This is a genomic window from Kitasatospora sp. NPDC088783, from assembly GCF_044750705.1.
GTDB classification, from domain to species: domain Bacteria; phylum Actinomycetota; class Actinomycetes; order Streptomycetales; family Streptomycetaceae; genus Kitasatospora; species Kitasatospora fiedleri.
Genome location: NZ_JBIVKJ010000002.1, coordinates 170,382 through 191,443, shown reverse-complemented (window position 1 = coordinate 191,443; position 21,062 = coordinate 170,382). Strand labels below are relative to the sequence as shown.

Sequence of the window (21,062 nt, the reverse complement as noted above, 5' to 3'; positions counted from 1 at the left end):
TGGGGGGCGCGGGGGTGGTCATCGGCGGCGGCGCCCGCGCAGCTTGGACTCCAGCCGGTCGAGCTGGGCCTGCTTGAGGGTGACCAGCGGCGGGTTCGCCGCGGCCGGGACGGCGGCGCTGCCGCCGGTGCCGGTGCCGCTGTCGGTGCCGCTGTCGGTGCCGCTGTCGGTGCCGATCCGGCGGTCGGCGGTGGCGAGGGCGCCGAGGGCGTCCAGCGCGGCGAACCAGGCGTCGGCGATCCCGGCCGCCTCCGCCTCGGTCAACAGGGCCTGCGGCCACGACAGTTCGACCGCCAGCTCGGGCCGGCCGTCCCGGTCGGCGACGACCACGGCGTCGATCTCCAGCGGGTACCCGACCGGGGCCGCCGGGTCGGGCCCGGCCCCGACGGCGACCGCCGCGCGTTCGGGGGCCGGGGCGAGCGGCCAGCCGCCCGCCGACGGGGCGGCCTGGTCGATGCGGCCCCGGTAGTTGAACAGCACCGGGGAGGCCGGGGCGGCGGCCAGCAGCGGGGCGGTCTGCGGGTTGAGGTGGCGCAGCAGGCCGTGGCCGAGCCCCTTGTCGGGGGCGGCGCGCAGCTGCTCCCGGACCCGGTCCAGCGCGTCCGCGGTGGCGGCGGGGTCGAGTCCGGCCAGGTCGAGGCGGACGGGGTGGACGGTGGTGAACCAGCCGACGGTGCCGGACAGGTCGGGGGTGTGGCCGTCGTGGCCGCCGCGGCCGTGGCCCTCCAGGTCGAGCTGGAGCGCGGGGGCCGCGTCGGGCCGGGTGCGGGCCAGGCCGAGGACGAGGGCGGCGAGCAGCAGTTCGTCGGTGCCGGTGCCGGGGACGGCGAGCAGCGGGGCGGTGCGGTCGGCGGGCAGGGTGCGGCGCAGGGTGCGCAGGGTGGCCGCGGTGTCGCGGGCCGGGTCGGCGGTCAGGTGGGCGAGCGGCCCGGGCGGGCCGGTGAGCGCGGTGCGCCAGTGGGCGGTCTCGGCGAGGCGGGTGCGCTGCTGGGCGTGGGTGTGCAGGTGGGCGGCCCAGTCGCGGAGGGCGACGGGTTCGGGGGCGAGGGCGGGGCGGCGGCCGGCGGCGGCCTCGCGGTGGGCGGCGGCCAGGCGCGGGAGCAGGATGCGCCAGGAGACGCCGTCCACGGCGAAATGGTGGACGGTCAGCAGCAGCCGGCCCTCGGCCTGTTCGCCCGCGTCGAACCAGACGGCGCGCAGCATCCGCCCGGTGGCCGGGTCGAGGGCGTCGGCGGCCCGGTCGGCCTCGGCGGTGAGCCGTTCGGCGCTGGGGCCGCCGGGGGCGGGGACGCGGCGCAGCAGGGCGGGGTCGGCGGTGGGCGGGAGGATCTGCTGGGTCCACAGGCCGTCGGTGTCGTCCAGCGCGGTGCGCAGCGCGGGATGGGCCTCGACCAGGGCGGCGAGCGCGGTGCGCAGCGCCTGCTCGCCGAGTCCGCCGGGGACGGCGAGCAGCACGGACTGGTTGAACCGCCGGACCGGGCCGCCGCGTTCGCGCAGCCAGTGCACGACGGGCAGCAGCGGCACCGGGCCCTCGACCGGGACGGCGGCGGGGGCGGCCGGGGCGGCGGACGCGGTGGGCTCGGTGGGCGCGGCGGGTGCGGCGCCGCCGAACGCGGCGGTCAGCGCGGCGGGCGTCGGGTGCTGGAAGACGTCCTTGGTGGTGATCGCGTACCCGGCGTTCCTGGCCCGGCTGACCACCTGGAGCGAGACGATGCTGTCGCCGCCGAGCGCGAAGAAGTTCTCCTCCTCGCCGACCTCGGCCAGGCCCAGCACCTCCGCGAACACCCGGGCGAAGGCGGAGGGCCCGCGCCGGGCCGGAGCCTGGGCGGCGGCGGCCTGGACGGCGGTCGGGGCGGTGGCCGGGCCGGCGGGCTGCCGTCCGGGGTCGGGCAGCGCCTTGCGGTCGAGCTTGCCGTTGACGGACAGCGGCAGGGCGGCGAGTTCCACCACCACGGCGGGCACCAGGTGCTCGGGCAGGGTCGCGGCCAGCGCGGCCCGCGCGCCGTGGCCGGTGGCGCCGGAGCCGGCGGCGGGCACCACGTACCCGACCAGTTGCCGGGTGCCGCCGGCGAGCTGCCGGACCGCGACCGCCGCCTGGGCGATGCCGGGGACGGCGGCGAGGGCGGCCTCGACCTCGCCGAGTTCGATCCGGAAGCCGCGGATCTTGACCTGGTCGTCGGTGCGGCCCAGGTACTCGACGCTGCCGTCGATCCGGTAGCGCACCAGGTCGCCGGTGCGGTACATCCGCTCGCCGGGCCCGCCGTAGGGGTCGGCGACGAAGCGGGACGCGGTCAGGCCGGGGCGGCCCAGGTAGCCGCGGGCCAGCTGGACGCCCGCGAGGTACAGCTCGCCGGGGACGCCGACCGGGCAGGGGCGCAGCGCGGCGTCCAGCACGTGCAGGCGGGTGTTCCAGGCGGGTCGGCCGATCGGGACGGTGCCCGCGCCGGCCCAGGCCCGGTGGTGGGTGACGTCGACGGCGGCCTCGGTGGGGCCGTACAGGTTGTGCAGTTCGATCTGCGGCCAGAGCGCCAGGAAGCGGTCGACGGCGGCGGCGGGCAGCGCCTCGCCGGAGCAGAACACCCGTCGCACGGTGGCGAACCGGCGGCGCAGGGCCGGGTCGCTCTCGGCGGCGGCGGTGAACGCGGCGAGCATGGACGGCACGAAGTGGCAGGTGGTGACGGCGGCGCGGGCGGTCAGGTCGGCCAGCTGGGCGGGGTCGCGGTGGCTGCCGGGGCGGGCCAGCACGACGCGGGCGCCGACGGTCAGCGGGAGGAAGAACTCCCAGACCGAGACGTCGAACCCGGCCGGGGTCTTCTGCAGGACGCGGTCGGCGGCGCCGATCGCGTACAGCTCCCGCATCCACTCCAGGCGGTTGACGATGGCCCGGTGGGTGACGACCACGCCCTTGGGGCGGCCGGTGGAGCCGGAGGTGAAGATGACGTAGGCGGCGTGGTCGGGGCCGGGCTCGGTGAGGACGGCGTCCCGCGGGCCGGTGGCGTCGACCGGCAGGACGGGGACGCCGTCCACCGCCGGGACGGCGTCGGTGGCGCCGGGCAGGGTGAGCACGCAGACCGGGCGGGCGTCCTCGATCATGCCCGCGAGGCGTTCGGCCGGGTACTCGGTGTCCAGCGGCAGGTAGGCGGCGCCGGCCCGCTCCACGCCCAGCAGGGCGACCATCAGGTCGGCGGAGCGCGGCACGGCGACGCCGACCACGGCGTCCGGCCCGGCGCCGCGGGCGGTCAGCGCGCCCGCCAACCTGCCCGCCTTCTCCCACAGTTGACGGTAGGTCAGCTGCTCGCCCTCGAAGTCGACGGCGACCGCGTCGGGCGCGGCGGCGACCTGTTCGGCGATCCGGCTGACCAGGGTGCCCGCGCGGACCGGGATGGCGGTGGCGTTCCACTCCCCCGCCAGGCCGCGCAGCTCCTCGGCGGAGGTGGGTTCGATCCGGGCGACCGGCTGCCGGGGGTCGGCCAGGGCCTGGTCCAGGACGCGCAGCAGGCGGGTGCCGAACAGGCGGGCGGTGGCCCGGTCGAACAGGTCCTCGGCGTGGATGACGGTCAGGTCGGTGCGGGTGCCGTCGGCGGACTCCACGAAGGTGAACGCCAGGTCGAAGCGGGCGGCGTGCACCGGGTCGGGCAGCAAGGCGGTGCGGGCGCCGAGCAGGCGGTCCAGACCGCCGGCCTCCTTGCGGTACTGCACCATCACCTGGAACAGCGGGTGGCGGCCCAGGCTCCGTTCGGGGTTGACCAGTTCGACCAGGCGGTCGAAGGGCAGCTCCTGGTGGGCGAGCGCGCCGAGCACGGTCTCCCTGGCGCGCTCCACCAGTTCGGTGAAGGCCGGGTCGCCGCTCAGGTCGTGGCGCAGCACCAGGGTGTTGACGAAGAAGCCGACCAGCTGCTCCAGCGCCTCGTCGCCGCGTCCGGCCACCGGCGCGCCGAGCGCGACGTCGGCGGTGCCGGACAGCCGGCCCAGCAGCAGGGCGGCGGCGGCCTGCACCACCATGAACGGCGTCGCGCCGCTGGCGCGGCTGAACTCGCCCAGCCGGGACTGGAGTTCGGCGGGCAGGGCGAGCCGGACGGCGCCGCCGCGCCCGCTGGCCTCGGCGGGGCGGGGGCGGTCGGCGGGCAGCGCGAGTTCGGCGGGCAGCCCGGCCAGCCGCTCGGCCCAGTACGCGGACTGCTCCTGCATCGGCCGTTCGGCCTGCCACAGCGTGTGGTCGGCGAACTGGAGCGGCAGTGGCGGGAGTTCGGGGGCGCGCCCGGCCCGGCGGGCGGCGTACGCGGCGTCCAGGTCGCGCAGCAGCACGCCCTCGGACCACTCGTCGCCCGCGATGTGGTGCAGGGCCACGCTCAGCACGTGGCGGTGCGGTCCGGCGCTGAGCAGCACGGCGCGCACCGGGATCTCCCCGGCCAGGTCGAAGACGTGCGCGCCGGCGGCGGCGGTCTCGGCGTCCAGCCGGTGCCCGGCCACCTGGCGGACCTCGAACGGCACCCCGGCCTGCTCGGCGGTCAGGACGCGCTGGTAGGGGCGGCCGTCCTGCTCGGCGCAGACGGTGCGCAGCGCCTCGTGCCGGGCCAGCACGTCGCCGAACGCGGCCTTCAGGGCGTCGGCGTCGAGTTCGCCGTCGATCCGCAGGGCGCACGGGATGGTGTAGGCGGTGGACGGGCCCTGGAGGCGGTCCAGGAACCAGAGCCTGGCCTGCGCGGGGGCGAGCGGGACCAGCTCGGGGCGCGGGCGGGCGGTGAGGGCGGCGTAGCCGGTGGCGGCGTCCTCCAGCCGGGCGGCGAACGCGGCGGGGGTGCGGGCCTCGAACAGGGCGCGGATGGCGACCTCGGCGCCGAGCGCGGCGCGCAGTCGGCCGACCACCCGGGTGGCGAGCAGCGAGTGGCCGCCGAGGGCGAAGAAGTCCTCGTCGACGCCGACCGCGGGCAGGCCGAGCACCTCGGCGTACGCCTCGCACACCAGCCGTTCGCGCTCGGTGCGCGGGGCCCGGCCGGCCGGGGCGGCGTAGGCGTCGGCGCCGGGCTCGGGCAGCGCCTGGCGGTCGAGCTTGCCGTTGACGTTCAGCGGCAGCGCGTCCAGCACGACCAGCGCGGCGGGCACCAGGTACTCGGGCAGCGCCTCGCCGAGCGCCTTGCGCAGCGCGGCGGGGTCGGTGTCGGTACCGGGGGTGGGCACGACGTAGCCGATCAGGCGCTTGGCGCCGCCGGGGGCGGGGCGGACCACGACGGCGGCCTGGGCGACGCCGGGCAGCGCGGCGAGCGCGGCCTCGGCCTCGCCGGGTTCGACCCGGAAGCCGCGGATCTTGACCTGGTCGTCCTCGCGGCCCAGGTAGTCCAGGCTGCCGTCGGGGCGGTGCCGGACCAGGTCGCCGGTGCGGTACATCCGCTCGCCGGGCCCGCCGTACGGGTCGGCGACGAAGCGGGACGCGGTCAGCGCGGGCCGGTTGCCGTAGCCGCGGGCCAGGCCGGGCCCGGCGACGTACAGCTCGCCGGGGGTGCCGGGCGGGACGGGGCGCAGCCGGGCGTCCAGCACGTAGGTGCGGGTGTTGCCGATCGGCCGTCCGACGAAGGGGGTCGGGCTGGCGGCGAGGTCGGCGCCGAGGGTGTCGACGGTGTACTCGGTGGGGCCGTAGAAGTTGTGGCCGAGCACGCCGGGGGTGGCCCGGATGCGCCGCCACAGGGTGTCGCCGACGGCCTCGCCGCCGACCAGGAACAGCAGCGGGCGGTGCGCGGGGTCGTCCAGCAGGCCCCACTCGACGAGCTGGGCGCCGAAGGACGGGGTGACGTCCAGGGTGTCGATCCGGTCGGCCGTCAGGCGGGCCGCGAGGGCCTGCGGGTCGCGGCGCAACTCCTCGCCGTAGACGTGCAGTTCGTGGCCGAGCAGCAGCCACAGCAGCTGCTCCCAGGAGGAGTCGAAGGAGAACGAGGCGGTGTGCGCGGCGCGCAGCACGCGCCCGCCGGCGGCGGCGACGGCCCGGGCGAAGACGGTGCCGCCGTGGTGCTCCAGCAGGTTGGCCAGGCCGCGGTGCGGGACCTGCACGCCCTTGGGGCGGCCGGTGGAGCCGGAGGTGTGGATGACGTAGGCGAGGTGGCCGGGCTCGGGGCGGACGGGTTCGGCGTCCAGGGTGCCGAGTTCGGCGAGCGGGACGGCGCCGAGTTCGGCGTCGGCCAGCGCGGGGCGTTCGGCGGCGAGTTCGGCGGTGGTGAGGGTGAGCAGCGGGGCGGCGTCGGCGAGCATCAGGGCGATCCGCTCGTCCGGGTGGTCGAGGTCGACCGGCAGGTAGGCGGCGCCGGCGGCGAGCACCCCGAGCAGGGCGGCGACCAGGTCGGCGGAGCGCGGCAGGGCGAGGGCGACCACGGTGTCCGGGCGGGCGCCGAGCGCGGCCAGGTGGCGGGCGTAGGTGTCGACCCGGTCGGCCAGTTGACGGAACGTCAGCCTCTCGGCGCCGTGCACGACGGCGGTCCGGTCGGGGTGGGCGGCGGCGGTGGCCCGGAAGGCGTCGACCACGGTGCCGGGGGGCACCGGGCGGCCGGTGGCGTTCCAGGCGTCCAGCGCGGTGTGCCGCTCCTCGGCGGTCAGCACCTCCAGCGCGCCGACGGGGGTGCCGGGTTCGGCGGCGATGGCGGCGAGCAGGCGCAGCAGGCGGGCGGCGATGGCGGCGGCCCGGTCGGGAGCGAAGGTGTCGGGGCGGTACTCGACGGTGAGCTGCGGGTGCTCGCCGGGCAGCACCAGGACGGTCAGCGGGTAGTGGGTGGCGCCCCGGTTGCCGATGCCCGCGACGCGCACCGCTCCGGCGGCCAGTTCGCCGGGCCGCATCGGGTAGTTCTCGAACACCAGCAGGGTGTCGAACAGGGTGCCGTGCCCGGCGGCGGCCTGGATCTGCGCCAGGCCCAGGTACTGGTGGTCGAGCAGCGCGGCCTGCGCCTGCTGGAGGCGGGCCAGCGCGTCGGCGACCGGCTCGTCCTCGTCGAGCGTGCAGCGCACCGGGAGGGTGTTGCTGAACAGGCCCACCGCGGCCTCCACGCCCGGGAGTTCGCCGGGTCGGCCGGAGACGGTGGTGCCGAACACCACGTCGGTGCGGCCGGTGAGGCGGCCCAGCAGGATCGCCCAGGCGCCCTGCACCAGGGTGTTGAGGGTCAGGCCGTGGCGGCGGGCGGTGGCGGTGAGCGCGGCGGCCAGCTCGGCCGGGATCGGCAGCTCCAGTTCGCGGGCGGCCCCGGCGCCCTCCCCGGGGGCGGTCGCGCCCAGGGCGTCGGCGAGCAGGGTGGGGCCCTCCAGGCCGGCCAGGGCGCGGCGCCAGGCGGCGGTGTCGGCGTCCGCGTCGCGTCCGGCCAGCCAGGCCAGGTGGTCGGCCCAGCGCGGGGCGGCGGGCAGCTCCTCGCCCCGGTAGGCGGTCAGCACCTCGCGCAGCAGCACGGGCGTGGACCAGCCGTCCATCACGATGTGGTGGCGGGTCAGCAGCAGCCGGTGCCGCTCGGGGCCGAGCGCGAGCAGCGTGCAGCGCACCAGCGGGGGCCGGGCCAGGTCGAAGCGGCGGGCGGCCTGCTCGTCGGCGATCCGGGCGGCCTCGGCGGCCTGCCGGTCGGCGTCGAGCCCGGACAGGTCGTGCTCGGTCCACGGGACGGGGGCCGGGGCGGCGAGGGCCTGCACGGGCTCGCCGGCGGCGGTGAGCGCGAAGGCGGCGCGCAGCGCGCCGTGCCGGGCCACGGCGGTGTCCACGGCCCGCACCAGGGCGGCGCGGTCCAGCGGGCCGTCCAGGTCGAGCGAGGTGAGCGAGGTGTAGGTGGCGTCGTCGCCGGCGGGCAGCATCCGGTCGTGGAAGAGCAGGCCCTCCTGGAGCGGGGAGAGCGGCAGCACGTCCTCCAGGCCCGGGTAGCGGGCGGCGAGGGCGTCCAGGTCGGCCTGGGCGACGGGGGCGAGCGGCACGTCGGAGGGGGTGGGCGCGGCGGCGTCCGGGCGGGCCGCCCAGCGGGCGAGGGCGTCCAGCCGGTCGAACCACTCCTCGGTCAGCGCCCGGACCTCGGCCTCGCCGAACAGCGCCTCGGGCCAGGTGAGTTGGACGGTCAGCTCGGGGCCGTCGGCCCGCTCGTGGACGAACGCGCCGATCTCCAGGGCGTGTCCGCAGGGCCGGTCGGGGTCGGTGGTGGCGGTGATCGCGTCCCCGGCCTCGGGGGCGGGCGTCCAGGGCTCGCCGCTCGCGCCGAACCGGCCCAGGTAGTTGAAGAGCAGCCGCGGCTCGGGGGCGTCGGCGAGGGCGAGCGCCCCGGCGGCGTCCAGGTGGCGCAGCAGGCCCCAGCCGGTGCCCGCGTTGGGCAGGGCGCGCAGCCGCTCCTTGACCTCGGCGAGCGCGGCGCCGGGCTCCTGGCGGCCGGCCAGGTCGAGGTGCAGCGGGAACTCGCTGGTCAGCCAGCCGACGGTGCGCGAGGTGTCGGCGCCGGGGACGAGCTGGTCCTCGCGGCCGTGGCCCTCCAGGCGCAGCAGCAGGGTGGTGGCGGCGGCGTCCCCGTGCAGGGCGCGGCGGCGTTCCTGCACGGCCAGGGCGAGGCCGGTCAGCAGGACGTGGTCGACGCCGGCCCGGCGGGCGGCGGGGACGGTGGTGAGCAGCGGCGCGGTGCGCCCGGCGGGCAGGGTGAGCCGCAGCCGGCGGGTGCGGGCCGCGGTGTCGCGGCGCGGGTCGAGCGGCGCCTCGGCCAGCAGCGGGGCCTGTGGGTGCGCCGACTGCTGCTTCCAGTACGGGAGTTCGGCCTGCACGGCGGGGCTCGCGGCGGCGTCGGCCAGGCCGTGCGCCCAGGCCCGCGGCGAGGTCGGTACGGGGGCGAGCGGGCGGCCCTGGTAGGCGTCCCGCAGGTCGGGCAGCAGGATGCGCCAGGAGACGCCGTCGACGGCGAGGTGGTGCACCACCAGCACCAGCAGCCCGGACCGCTCGGGCCCGGCGTCCAGGTGCACGGCCTGGAGCAGCACGCCGAGACCGGGGTCGAGCCGGCCGGCGGCGGCCTCCCGTTCGACCTCGGCGGCGGAGGTCAGCTCGGCGGCCTCGACCCGCAGCTGGCGCAGCAGTTCGGCCCCGGGCAGGGCCGCGGCGGGCCGGACCTCCAGCGTCCAGTCCGGCGCGGTCCCGGCGGTGGCGGCGGGGGTGGTGTGCAGGCGCAGCCGCAGGGCGTCGTGGTGGGCGGTGAGGGTGTCGAGGGCGGCGGCGAGGCGGTCCGGGTCGAGTCCGGCGGGGACGGTGAGTGTGACGGCCTGGCCGAACCGGCCGATCGGGCCGCCCTGGTGGCGCAGCCACTCGCCGATGGGGGTGGCGGGCAGCGGGCCCTCGCGGTCGACGGCGGGGGCGGCCGGGGCGGCGGGCGCCGGGGCGTCGAGCGGGGTGAGCGCGGTGGCGATCCGGGCGACGGTGCGCCGGTCGAAGACGGTGCGCGGGGTGAGGGCGAGCCCGGCGTGCCGGGCCCGGCCGGCCAGCTGGATGGCGGAGATGCTGTCGCCGCCGAGCGAGAAGAAGTTGTCGTCGGCGCCGACCTGGTCCACCGGCAGGCCGAGGACCTCGGCGACCAGCGCGGCCAGGATGCGCTCGGTCGCGGTGCGCGGCGCGGTCGGTCCGGCCGGGTCGGCGGACGGCGCGGGCAGCGCCTTGCGGTCGAGCTTGCCGTTGACGGACAGCGGCAGGGCGTCCAGGCCGACCAGCACGGCGGGGACGAAGTACTCGGGCAGGGTGAGCGCCAGCCGGTCGCGCAGCGCCTGCGGGTCGGCGGCGGGGGGCACCACGTAGCCGACCAGCTGCCGGGCGCCGCCGGGGAGTTGGCGCACCGTGACGGCGGCCTGGTCGACACCGGGCAGGGCGGCGAGGGCGGCCTCGACCTCGCCGAGTTCGATCCGGAAGCCGCGGATCTTGACCTGGTCGTCGGTGCGGCCCAGGTACTCCACCGCGCCGTCGGGGCGGTGGCGGACCAGGTCGCCGGTGCGGTACATCCGCTCGCCGGGCCCGCCGTAGGGGTCGGCGACGAAGCGGGACGCGGTCAGGCCGGGGCGGCTCAGGTAGCCGCGGGCCAGCTGCACACCGGCCAGGTACAGCTCGCCGGGCACGCCGACCGGGCAGGGGCGCAGCGCGGCGTCCAGCACGTACAGGCGGGTGTTCCAGACCGGGCGGCCGATCGGGACGGTGCCCGCGCCGGGGGCGGTGCGGTGGTGGGTGACGTCGACGGCGGCCTCGGTGGGGCCGTACAGGTTGTGCAGCGGGACGTCGGGGAGGGCGGCGTACCAGCGCTCGACGGTGTCGGCGGGCAGCGCCTCGCCGGAGCAGAAGGCGCGGCGCAGGGTGGCGCAGCGGGCGGCGAGGCCGGGCTCCTCCAGGAAGGCCCGCAGCATGGAGGGGACGAAGTGCAGGGTGGTGACGGCCCGTTCGGCGATCAGGTCGGCGAGGTAGCCGGGCTCCTTGTGGCCGTCGGGGCGGGCCAGCACGACGGTGGCGCCCTCGCACAGCGCCCAGAAGAACTCCCAGACCGAGACGTCGAACCCGGCCGGGGTCTTCTGCAGGACGCGGTCGTCGGCGGTGAGCCGGTACGCGTGCTGCATCCACTCCAGGCGGTTGACGATGGCCCGGTGGGTGACGACGACGCCCTTGGGGCGGCCGGTGGAGCCGGAGGTGTAGATGACGTAGGCGGCGTGGTCGGGCCCGGCGGGCACCGGTGCGGCCCGGGGCGCGTCGGGCTCGCGGGCGTCGAGCAGCAGGGCGCGGGAGCGGGCTCCGGCCGGGAGCCGGTCCAGGACGGCGCCGACGGTGAGGACGCGGACCGGGTCGGCGTCCTCGACCATGCCGGCCAGCCGCTCGGCGGGGTGGTCGGTGTCCAGCGGCAGGTAGGCGGCGCCGGCCCGCTCCACGCCCAGCAGGGCGACCATCAGGTCGGTGGAGCGCGGCACGGCGACCGCGACCACGGCGTCCGGCCCGGCCCCGTGCGCCGCCAGCTCCTCGGCCAGGTCGCCCGCACGGAGCCAGAGTTGACGGTACGTCAGCTCACCGTCGGGGGCGGTCACGGCCGGGGCGTCCGGGGTCCGTTCGACCCGGGCGGCGATCCGCCCGGCCAGGGTGCCGGGCGGCACCTCCCGCGCGGTGGCGTTCCAGCGCTCCAGGACGTCCGCGCGCTCCTCGTCGGCGAGCAGTTCCAGGGTGCCGAGCGGGCGCTGCGGCTCGGCCGCCAGGCGCTCCAGCAGGGCGGTGAACCGGCTTGCGTGCAGGGCGAGTTCGGCCTCGGTGTAGAGCAGCGGGTTGGCGTCGAACTCCAGCCGGAGCCGGTGGTCGGGGGTCTTGGCGACGGAGAGCGAGAGGTCGTCGACCGGACCGGCCGCGAGGTTGACGGTGTGGCCGGGGCTGCCCGCGAAGTCCAGGTCGAGGTCGAAGGGCTTGATGTTGAGCAGCGGCCCGTACAGCCGCCCGTCGGTGCCGACCAGGCCGAGCGCGCGGCGCAACTCCTCGCCCCGGTACAGCTGGTGGCGCCGGACGTCCTTCAGCTCGGCGGCCGAGCGGCGCAGCAGGGCGTCGAAGCCGTCGGCCGGGTCGACGGCCAGCCGCAGCGGCAGGATGTTGACGGCCATGCCGACCACCCGCGGGGTGCCGGGCGCGGTGCGGGCCATCAGGTGCAGGCCGAGGACGGGGTCGGCGGTGCCGGTCATCCGGTGCAGGTAGGCGGCGAGGGCGGCGTGCGCGGCCTCGGCCCAGGTCGCCCGGGCGGCCTTGGCGGCGGCCAGCACGGGGGCGGTGCGCCCGGCGTCCAGGGTGATCCGGTGGCGGAGCGCGGCGGGCGCGGCGGCGGCCTGCTGCTCGGTGAGGGCGCGGACCTCCGGGCGGTCGGCGTGGCGGGCCAGCCACCAGTCGCGGTCGGCCGCCGCGGACTCGCCCCCGGCGTAGGCCCGTTCGGCCTCGCGCAGGACGGCGGCGGGCCGCAGCGGGCTGTCCGGGACGGCGTCCCCGGCGACCAGCGCGGTGTACACCTCGGCGACCCGGCGGGTGAACAGGGCCACGCCGTAGCCGTCGATCACCAGGTGGTGGAACCACTGGAACCACAGGTGCCGCTGCTCGCCGGTGCGCACCAGCAGCGCGCCGTGCAGCGCCTCGCGCTCCAGGTCGGCGGGGCGGGCGAGCTGGCGGCGGACCAGGTCGACGGCGGCCTGCTCGGGGTCGGTGGCGGCGCTGGTGTCGAGCCGGGCGAGCGTCCAGGCGTCGGGGTCGAAGCGGCGCCGGCGGGCCCGGTCGGTGCCCTCGGCGACGGCCAGGTGCAGTCCGTCGGACTCGGCGAGGGTGCGGGCGAGGGCGGCTTCGAGCAGGTCGGGCTGGAGCGGGCCGTCGATCCGGACGTACTGGCCGACGTTGTGGGCCGGGCTGCCGGGGTCGATCCGTTGCGCGGAGAGGACGCCGGCCTGGGCGGCCGTCAGCTCCTCCCGGTCGCCGTGCTCGGCCTGCGTGGTCGTGGTGCCAGCCATGGTCCGGCCCTTCCCGGTGTCGGCGGCCGCCGGGCCCGGTGTGGGCGCGGGCCGGGGCCGCGGCGTGGTGCTCGTGCGTCGTGCTCGTGCGTCGTGCTCGTGCGTCGTGCTCGTGCGAGGGGTGCCCGCGCGGGGGCTGCCCGTACGGGGTGCTCGCGCGAGGGGTGGTGGTGCGGGGAACGCGTCGGGCGGGCCGCTGCCGCAAGCGGCCCGCCCGACTGCGCGGGGGCTACTGGCCCTTGAGGATGGTCTCGATCTGGTCGAGGACGTCGATCGAGGTGCCGTAGCGGTCGGTGGTGGCGTACGTCAGCGGGACGACCTTGCCGGCCTTGACCGCCTTGAGGTTCTGCCAGGACGGCTGCTTGTCCAGGTCCTTGGTGTCCTGCGGGACCTCGCCGGTGGCGGCCGTCCTCGGGATCAGGATGATGTCGGCGTCGGCGAGCACGTCGAGCTTCTCCACCGAGTAGGTGACCTCGTGGTCGGTGGTGTCGGCGGACGCCTGGGAGAACGTGGCGCCCGCGTCGGCCAGCACCCGGCCGACCCAGGAGCTGGCGGTGTCGACCAGGAACTCGCCGCCGCCGTAGGAGGAGGCGATGGTCCACTTGGTCGAGTTGAGCTTGTCCGCGTAGTCGGTCTTGATCTTCGCGGCCTTGGTGTCGTAGTCGGACTTCAGCTTCTTGAACTCCGCCTCCTTGCCGACCGCGGTGGCGATCTTCTCCTGCGCGTTCAGCAGGTCGACCGGCTTGTCGATGCCGAAGTACAGGGTGGGGGCGATGCCTTCGAGCTTGCTGACGCCCCAGTCGAACGCGGTGGCGCCCTCGACGACGATCAGGTCCGGGCGCAGCGAGGCGACCTTCTCGATGTTGATCTCGATGCCGGAGCCGATCGGCTCGATCTTCTTGGCGGCCTCGGTCTGCGAGGGCAGCAGCTCCATCGGGTTGTTCTCGTCGATGGTGCTGGTGCCGACCGGCTGCACGCCCAGGTCGAGCAGCGCGCCGGTGGCGTACGAGATGCTGACGATCCGCTTGACGCCCGCCGGGACGGTGATCTTGCCGTTGGTGGCCTCGACGGTGACCGGGCCGGCGCTGTTGACGGCGCCGCCGCTCGGGGCGGCGTCCTTGCCGCCGCCGTCGCCGCTGGAGCCGCAGGCCGTGGCGGCGAGCGCGACGGCGGCGGCCGCGGCGAGCGCTCTGGCGGTGCGGGAGGTCAGGGCGCGGGTGTTCATGGTTCTCCTAGCGGGGGTGGTACGGGCGGCGGGTCGTGCGCTGCGGGCGGTGGACGGTGCGCGGGCGCGGGTCAGGTACGGGTCAGGTACGCGGACCAGGCCAGCAGGGTGGGCGCGGTGCCGAGGTCGGCCAGGTCGGCGAACTCGACCCGGGCGCCGCGGGCGCGCCAGGTCTCGACCAGGTGCATCACCCGCATCGAGTCCAGGCCGAGGTCGCGCAGGTCGTCCTCGTCGTGGATGTCCTCGGGGCGCTCGCCGAGCAGGTCGGCGATCTCGGCGCGCAGCGTGTCGGGGTCGAAGCCGGCGGGGGCGGTCATGTCGTGGGGTCCGTTCCGGAGGTGACGCGGGGTCGGGGTGGGCCGGCCGGGCCGGGGCGGCGCGCGGTGCGGGCCCCGGCGGCGCGCGGGCGCGGCCGGGCTCAGGCCGTGGCGGCGGCGGTCGCGGCGCCGCGGGCCCGCAGGTCGCGGCCGGCCCGGCGCAGCAGCATCGAGTCGCGGATCTCGCCGGAGCGCACGGCCAGCGTGGAGAGCAGCGAGGAGGTGATGCCGTGGGTGTGCTCGGTGCCGCCCTGGAGGTAGATGCCGACGTCGAGGCGGTCGTCGGTGAGCACCCGGTGGTCGCGGTCGACCCGCAGCCGGCCCTGCTCGTCGGTGCGGCAGGCGGCGGCGAGCTGCTCGCCGAGCAGTTCGCGCGGGTCGACGTGGGTGTACCCGGTGGCGAGCACCACCGCGTCGCACTCCAGGACCTGCTCGCGGCCGGTGGTCAGCGAGCGGACGTGCGCCCGGGCGCCGTCGGGGCCCTCCTCGGCGGCGGTCAGCCGGGTGGCGTTCAGGATCCGCAGGCGCTCGTGCCCGGCGACCTTCTCCTGGTACGCGGTGCGGTACAGCGCCTCGATCAGCTCGCCGTCCACCACCGAGTAGTTGGTGTTGGCGTGCTGGGCCAGCAGGGTCCGCTTGGCGGTCTCGGGCGCGGCGTAGAACTCGTCCACGGCCGACGGGTCGAAGATCCGGTTGGCGAACGGGCTGTCGTCGGCGGGGCTGTAGCCGTACCGGGTGAGGACGGCGCAGACCTCCGCCTCGGGGAAGGTGCGGTGCAGGAACTCGACGGCCTCGGCGGCGGACTGCCCGGCGCCGACCACGGCGATCCGCCGGTGCTTGAGCGGGCGCTGCGCCAACTCCGGTGCGCGCAGCAGCAGGTCGCGGGTGTGCCAGAGGTGCGCGCCGGTGCGGACGCCCTCGGGCAGCCGGGGGGTGAGGCCGGTGCCGACCGCGATGTTGCGGGCGGGCCGCACCCGGCGGTCGCCACCGCCGAGGGCCTCGGAGACCACCTCGACCTGCTCGGTGCGGCCGTCGGGCCCGGTGACCGGGCGGATGCCGGTGACGGTGCGGGCGTAGCCGACCCGGTCGGCGAACTCGGCGGCGCACCACTCGAAGTAGTCGTGGAACTCCAGCCGGGTCGGGTAGAAGGTCTTCAGGTTGATGAAGTCGGCGAGCCGGCCGCGCTCCTGGAGGTAGGACAGGAAGGTGAAGCGGCTGCGCGGGTCGCGCTGGGTGACCAGGTCCTTGAGGAAGGAGACCTGCATGGTCGCGCCGTCCAGCAGCATGCCCCGGTGCCAGCCGAAGCCCTCCTGGCGCTCCAGGAAGCTGGCCCGCAGCGGGGGTTCGCCGGCGGACCGGTTGTGGTCGTCGACCGCGATCGCGAGGGCGAGGTTGGCGGGGCCGAAGCCTATGCCGACCAGGTCGTCGACATCCCCGTCCGTGCGGACCGCCTCGTTCTCCAGCGACATGCGCGTCCTTCCCTCTTCCCGGTACCGGTGCGGTGGGGGCGGGTGGACCCGCACCCCCTTTTTACTTTGGTAAGGCTTGCCTAACTTCTCTTACCGCGGGCGGCTGAGTCAAGTTCAGTCCGCGCCGCGGCCAGCGCCTTTGCCCGCGGGCTACCGGCCGGCGAGCACCGCGCCCGCGTCCGAACCCGCGCCGGCGACCGCCCCCGCGCCCGCCTCCGGGCCGCGGACCACCCGGGTGCCGGGCGCGGCCGGGCCGAACGCCCGCAGCACCGCGTCGGGCTCCCGCCCGTCCAGCACCCGCACCTCGCCGACCCCGGCGCGCAGCGCCGCCAGACAGGCCGTCATCTTGGGCACCATGCCACCCGCCAGCCCGGGCAGCATCCGGGCCAGCTCACCGGCCGTCAGCTGCCCGATCGGGCCGCCCTGCGGGGGCCAACTCCGGTACAGGCCGGGCACGTCGGTGAGCATCAGCAGCGCCCGCGCGCCGAGCGCCCCGGCCACCGCCGCGGCGGCCGTGTCGGCGTTCACGTTGTAGACGGCGCCGTCGGAGCGGTCGGCGGCGGGGGCGATCGAGGAGAGCACCGGGATCCGGCCGTCCGCGAGCAGGGCGTCTAGCAGCCCGGTGCGCACCTCGGCGACCTCGCCGACCCGGCCCAGGTCGACCCGCCGCCCGTCCGCCCGGCCCCAGCGGCGGACCGCCGCCAGGGTGCCGGCGTCCTCGCCGGTCAGGCCGACGGCGAACGGGCCCTGCGCGTTGAGCAGGCCGACCAGTTCGCGCTGCACCCGTCCGGCCAGCACCATCCGGACCTCGTCCATCACCTCGGGCGTGGTGACCCGCAGGCCGCCCGCGAACGGCGCGCTCACGCCGATCCGGCTCAGGTGCGCGTCGATCTGCGGGCCGCCGCCGTGCACCACCACCGGGCGCAGTCCGGCGTACCGCAGCAGTACCACGGAGCGGGCGAAGGACGCCTTCAACTCCCGGTCCACCATGGCGTTCCCGCCGAACTTCAGCACCACGGTCGCGCCCCGGTGGGCCCGCAGGCCGGCCAGGCAGGACAGCAGGTCGGGGCCCGGCTCCGGACCCCGTCCGGGCCTCGGTCCCGAGTCCTTCCCCGAGTCCGACGACTCCGCGCACAGTCCGGCCACCGCTCGCCTCCCACGCTCCTAGCGCCACCCCGGTCAGTTAGGCAAGGGTTACCTTACATGTCGTCCGGACCGCTGCCCAGCACGCCTCGGCGAAGCACCCGTCACCCCCGAGAGAGCGCTCTCACGGGTCTCTGTCCGGCCAACCGGCATCAGCCTCCAAGTCATGAACGCCAGTTACCGCCGGAGCTCGGGAAAATCGGCCGTTCTTTGACGTTGCCATGCCGATATCCCGTCCGTACGATTCAGGCCAACCGGCGGAGGCGCCCCGCCGCAGAGAGCGCTCTCAGACAAAGGATTCCTCCATGGCTGCTGCCACCCGCACGCGCCGTTGGTCCCTCGGCGGATTCGTGCTCCTCGTCGCCACCGCCCTGGTGGCCGCCGCACCGTTCGGCACCTCCCCCACCGGTGCCGCCCGGGCCGCCGCCGTCGCCCCGGCCGCCGCCCCGGTGGCCGCCGGCAGCTGGGGCGACGACTTCGACGGACCGGCCGGCTCGGCCGTCGACCCCGCCAAGTGGACGCTGGAGACCGGCGGTTCGGGCAACGGCAACCACGAGTTGCAGTACTACACGGCGGGCGCCGCGAACGCCGCGCTGGACGGCCAGGGCCACCTGGTGATCACCGCCAAGCGCAACTCCGACCCGGGCCTGTCCTGTTGGTACGGCACCTGCCAGTACACCTCGGCCCGGCTGAACACCGCCCGCACCTTCACCCAGGCGTACGGGCACTTCGAGTCCCGGATCAAGATCCCGCGCGGGCAGGGCATCTGGCCCGCCTTCTGGATGCTCGGCAACGACCTCTCCACCGCGGGCTGGCCCACCAGCGGCGAGCTCGACGTCATGGAGAACATCGGCCGCGAACCGGGCACCGTGCACGGCACCATCCACGGCCCCGGCTACTCCGGCGCGGGCGGCATCGGCGCCCCGTACAGCCTGCCCGGCGGGCAGTCCTTCGCCGACGCCTTCCACACCTTCGCCGTCGACTGGAGCCCCACCGCCATCACCTGGTCCGTGGACGGCACCGCCTACCAGACCCGCACCCCCGCCGACCTCGGCGGCAACCGCTGGGTCTTCGACCACCCGTTCTTCGTGATCCTCAACCTCGCGGTCGGCGGCGACTGGCCCGGCAACCCCGACGGCTCCTCCACCTATCCGCAGACCATGACCGTCGACTACGTGCACACCACCACCTGGGGCGGCAGCACCGGCGGCACCTACACCGGCCGGATCACCGGCCCCGGCGGCATGTGCGCGGACGTGGCGGGCGGCTCCAGCGCCGACAGCACCCCCGTCCAACTGCACAACTGCACCGGCGCCGCCGCCCAGCAGTGGACCGTCGGCAGCGACGGCACCGTCCGCGCCCTCGGCAAGTGCCTGGACGTCGCCGCCGCCTCCCACAACGACGGCGCGGCGATCCAGCTCTACACCTGCAACGGCACCAGTGCCCAGCAGTGGACGCACCGCTCCGGCAACGACTTCCTCAACCCCGGCTCCGGCAAGTGCCTGGACTCCCCGAACGGCTCCGCCGCCGACGGCACCCGGCTCCAGCTGTGGACCTGCAACGGCTCCGCCGCACAGAAGTGGACGCTCGGCTGACGCCCGGTCAGCCCTGACCCGGTCCGCTCGCCGGCGCCCCGGCACCCGACCACGGGCCGTCCCCCACCGGCCCCTTCCCCGCGCGGCCGGCCGCGTCCGGCACCTACCGCCGGCCGGCCGCGCCCCTCACCGCACCTCCGCACCGCACCACCCGCGCGTCCCTTCCTCCCCTCCCCCCGCCCGAGAGGACTCCCCCACGCCATGACGCACCGCCCCCCGGCGAAGCTCTCCCGCCGCACCCTGCTGGCCGCCGCCACCCTCGCCCTGCCCGCCGGCTACCTGGCGTTCGGCGGCGGCGAGGCCCAGGCGCAGACCCCGGCGACCCTGGCGCTCGACCTCGCCAACACCACCGGCAACAACACCGTCTACGCCTACGTGGTCGGCCGCGACCCGGCGGCCGGCGGCGGCTGGGCCTTCCTCCAGTCCAACGGCTCCAGCCTGTACCACCCGCCGAACCCGGCCAACGACCAGACCCCGCTGGGCGTGGACTGCGCGATCGCGCTGAACGCCTCGGGGGCCGCGCCGCGCCGGGTGACGCTGCCGCACCTGGACAGCGGACGGATCTACTTCTCGGTCGGCGCCAAGCTGACCTTCCTGATGAACCGCGGCGGCGGCCTGGCCCTGCCCTCGGTGGTCAACCCGAGCGACCCGAACATCGACGTCCGGCACGACTTCTGCGAATTCACCTTCAACAACGACCAGTTGTTCGGCAACATCACCTTCGTCGACATGGTCTGCCTGCCGATCGCCTTCCAGCTGGAGGTCTCCGGCGGCGCCACCCAGACGGTGCGCGGCCTGCCCTCCGACGGCCTGGCCCGGGTCGCGTCCGCGCTGCGCGCCCAGTCCTCCGCCGACGGCTCGGACTGGAGCAAGCTGGTCGTCAACCGCGGCGGCGGCGACCTGCGGGTGCTCGCCCCGAACCTGGCGATCCGCGGCAACAGCGCCCTGTTCAGCGGGTACTTCGAGCCCTACGTCGACCAGGTGTGGAGCAAGTACGCGAGCACCGACCTGCGGATCGACACCCAGTACACCTGGGGCGCGTTCACCGGCCGGGTCAGCGGCAACACGCTCACCTTCCCCGGCGCCGGGTCCTTCGCCAAGCCGTCCACGCTGGCGATCTTCTCCTGCAGCGACGCGCCGTTCACCACCGGCAACGACCTGATGGGCAACCTGAGCGCCCGGCTGGCCGCCGCGTTCAACCGCACCACGCTGCTCAGCAACGCCAACCAGCCCACCGGCGAGAACCCGGCCGCGTTCTACACCCAGGCCCGCACCAACCACTACGCCCGGATCCTGCACTCCACCACGCCCGACGGCCTCGGCTACGCCTTCCCGTACGACGACGTCCACCCGGCGGGCGTCGACTTCGAGGGCAAGGTGCAGTCCGGCAGCCCCACCCGCTGGGTGATCACCGTCGGCGGCCTGGCGGGCGGCGGTGGCGGCAGCACCACCCCGCCGCCGAGCGGGGGCGGCAGCGCGTTCGCCACCGTGCAGGCCGAGTCGTACACCGCGCAGTCCGGCGCCCAGACCGAGACGTGCTCCGACACCGGCGGCGGCACGGACGTCGGCTGGCTGTCCAACGGCGACTGGCTGCGCTACTCGCTGGACTTCGGCTCCGCCGGCGCCACCCGGATCGACGCCCGGGTCGCCTCCGGCGCGGCGGCCGGCGTCAGCGGCCTGGTCCAGGTCCGCCTGGGCAGCCCCACCGCGACCCCGGTCGGCAGCTTCGCCGTCGGCAACACCGGCGGCTGGCAGACCTGGACGACCGTCCCGGCCGACCTGAGCCGGATCACCGGGTCCCAGACGGTCTACCTGACCTTCAGCAGCGGCCAGCCCGCCGACTTCGTCAACCTCAACTGGTTCAAGTTCTCCTGACGCCCGGAGCAGCGGGGGGGGGGGGGGGGGGGGGGGGGGGGGGGGCGGCCCCCCCCCCCCCCCCCCCCCCCCCCCCCCGCCGTCGTCGTGCCCGCAGGGGCGCTCAGTCGACGTGCAGGGTGACCCGGTTGTCGTAGAAGGCGACCAGGCCGGCGATCTTCTGCGATTCGGCGAACGGGGTGGGGTACGTCCAGGCGACGTCCGGGTGGAGGGTGCCGCCGATCCGGACGGACAGGTGGTCGGCGGCGCCCTTGTAGGGGCAGTGGGTGGTGCGGGTGCCCGGTTCGAAGAGCGGGAGGACCAGGTCGGTGGGGGCGAGGTAGTAGCGGGTGGGCAGGCCGGTCTCGAAGAGCAGCCGCGGGGAGCGGGAGAGCGCCAGCAGGGTGCCGTCGAGTTCGACCCGGACGGTGCGGGAGGACGCCAGGATGTCGATCCGGGTGTACGGGGAGCGGGCGTGGGTGAAGACCTGCTCGTCCTCCTCGTACCAGGCGTCCATCGCCGCCCAGTCGAAGCGCAGGTGGTCGCGGAGCGCCTCGGCGGGGGAGTCGGGGTACTGGCGGACGGCGCGGGCGGCGGTGCGGCCGTTCGCGGCGAGGTCGAAGACCAGCGCGTCGCCGAGTGCGGAACGGTCGGCGGCCCGGGCGGCCGGGGTCAGCAGGTCGGTGCGGACGTCGGCGGCCGGGACGTAGTGGACGGGGTACTGCGGGCGTTCCCAGACCAGCAGGGCGCGGGTGGTGTCGGCCACCGCCAGCCCGCCGAGGTAGGTGCGGATGCGTTTGCCGCAGGGCTCGACCCGCGGCACGGTGCGGTCACTGGAGGGCATGACCGGTACAACGGCCGGGCCGGCGGGAGAATTTCCGGGCGGTCGAAAAGGAAAGGAAGAGGGAAAGGGAAAAGCCGGAAAACGGCGTGGAATTCACCGGCCGCCCGCGCGGGAACGACGGGCGGCCGGTGAATCGCGGAT

8 protein-coding genes are annotated in these 21,062 nt (G+C 76.3%); 2 read left to right on the top strand and 6 right to left on the bottom strand.

Translation table 11 applies throughout. The features are described 5' to 3' along the window. Nucleotides 1–18: 18 nt before the first annotated feature. From ACIP60_RS05315 to argB, 5 genes are all read right to left on the bottom strand, one after another. Entirely contained in the window at nucleotides 19–12,474 is a 12,456-nt protein-coding gene (locus ACIP60_RS05315; RefSeq protein WP_400680255.1) for an amino acid adenylation domain-containing protein, read from the bottom strand. A 229-nt stretch (nucleotides 12,475–12,703) separates the two neighbouring features. Next, nucleotides 12,704–13,699: an ABC transporter substrate-binding protein gene (locus tag ACIP60_RS05310; protein ID WP_400680253.1), complete on the bottom strand. Its 996-nt coding sequence runs from the start codon at nucleotides 13,697–13,699 to the stop codon at nucleotides 12,704–12,706. Between the two features lie 71 nt (nucleotides 13,700–13,770). Continuing rightward, on the bottom strand, nucleotides 13,771–14,016 hold the full coding sequence (locus ACIP60_RS05305) for a phosphopantetheine-binding protein (protein WP_400680251.1): 246 nt from the start codon (nucleotides 14,014–14,016) through the stop codon (nucleotides 13,771–13,773). A gap of 101 nt (nucleotides 14,017–14,117) precedes the next feature. Continuing rightward, nucleotides 14,118–15,485, bottom strand: coding sequence for a lysine N(6)-hydroxylase/L-ornithine N(5)-oxygenase family protein (locus ACIP60_RS05300; RefSeq protein WP_400680249.1), 1,368 nt, complete (start codon nucleotides 15,483–15,485; stop codon nucleotides 14,118–14,120). Between the two features lie 150 nt (nucleotides 15,486–15,635). Beyond that, nucleotides 15,636–16,547 carry an acetylglutamate kinase gene (argB, locus tag ACIP60_RS05295; protein WP_400681528.1) on the bottom strand — a complete coding sequence of 304 codons (912 nt, stop codon included), beginning with the start codon at nucleotides 16,545–16,547 and terminating at the stop codon, nucleotides 15,636–15,638. Between the two features lie 386 nt (nucleotides 16,548–16,933). Between argB and ACIP60_RS05290 the strand changes: the two genes are divergently transcribed. Further along, the gene (locus ACIP60_RS05290; RefSeq protein WP_400680246.1) at nucleotides 16,934–18,223 is read left to right on the top strand and encodes a ricin-type beta-trefoil lectin domain protein; all 1,290 of its coding nucleotides are present in this window, start codon (nucleotides 16,934–16,936) and stop codon (nucleotides 18,221–18,223) included. 201 nt (nucleotides 18,224–18,424) lie between these two features. Beyond that, nucleotides 18,425–20,098, top strand: a complete 1,674-nt coding sequence (locus ACIP60_RS05285; protein WP_400680245.1) for a beta-1,3-glucanase family protein — start codon at nucleotides 18,425–18,427, stop codon at nucleotides 20,096–20,098. 103 nt (nucleotides 20,099–20,201) lie between these two features. On the opposite strand, the gene ACIP60_RS05280 is transcribed toward ACIP60_RS05285, so the two are convergent. After that, a complete protein-coding gene (locus ACIP60_RS05280) occupies nucleotides 20,202–20,921 on the bottom strand; it encodes a DUF427 domain-containing protein (protein ID WP_400680243.1) in 720 nt (239 codons plus the stop codon). Nucleotides 20,922–21,062: the final 141 nt, after the last annotated feature.

Coding starts and splice junctions, on each gene's coding strand:
- ACIP60_RS05315 (WP_400680255.1), bottom strand. CDS start 12,474: ATGGCTGGCACCACGACCACGCAGGCCGAGCACGGCGACCGGGAGGAG.
- ACIP60_RS05310 (WP_400680253.1), bottom strand. CDS start 13,699: ATGAACACCCGCGCCCTGACCTCCCGCACCGCCAGAGCGCTCGCCGCG.
- ACIP60_RS05305 (WP_400680251.1), bottom strand. CDS start 14,016: ATGACCGCCCCCGCCGGCTTCGACCCCGACACGCTGCGCGCCGAGATC.
- ACIP60_RS05300 (WP_400680249.1), bottom strand. CDS start 15,485: ATGTCGCTGGAGAACGAGGCGGTCCGCACGGACGGGGATGTCGACGAC.
- ACIP60_RS05290 (WP_400680246.1), top strand. CDS start 16,934: ATGGCTGCTGCCACCCGCACGCGCCGTTGGTCCCTCGGCGGATTCGTG.
- ACIP60_RS05285 (WP_400680245.1), top strand. CDS start 18,425: ATGACGCACCGCCCCCCGGCGAAGCTCTCCCGCCGCACCCTGCTGGCC.
- ACIP60_RS05280 (WP_400680243.1), bottom strand. CDS start 20,921: ATGCCCTCCAGTGACCGCACCGTGCCGCGGGTCGAGCCCTGCGGCAAA.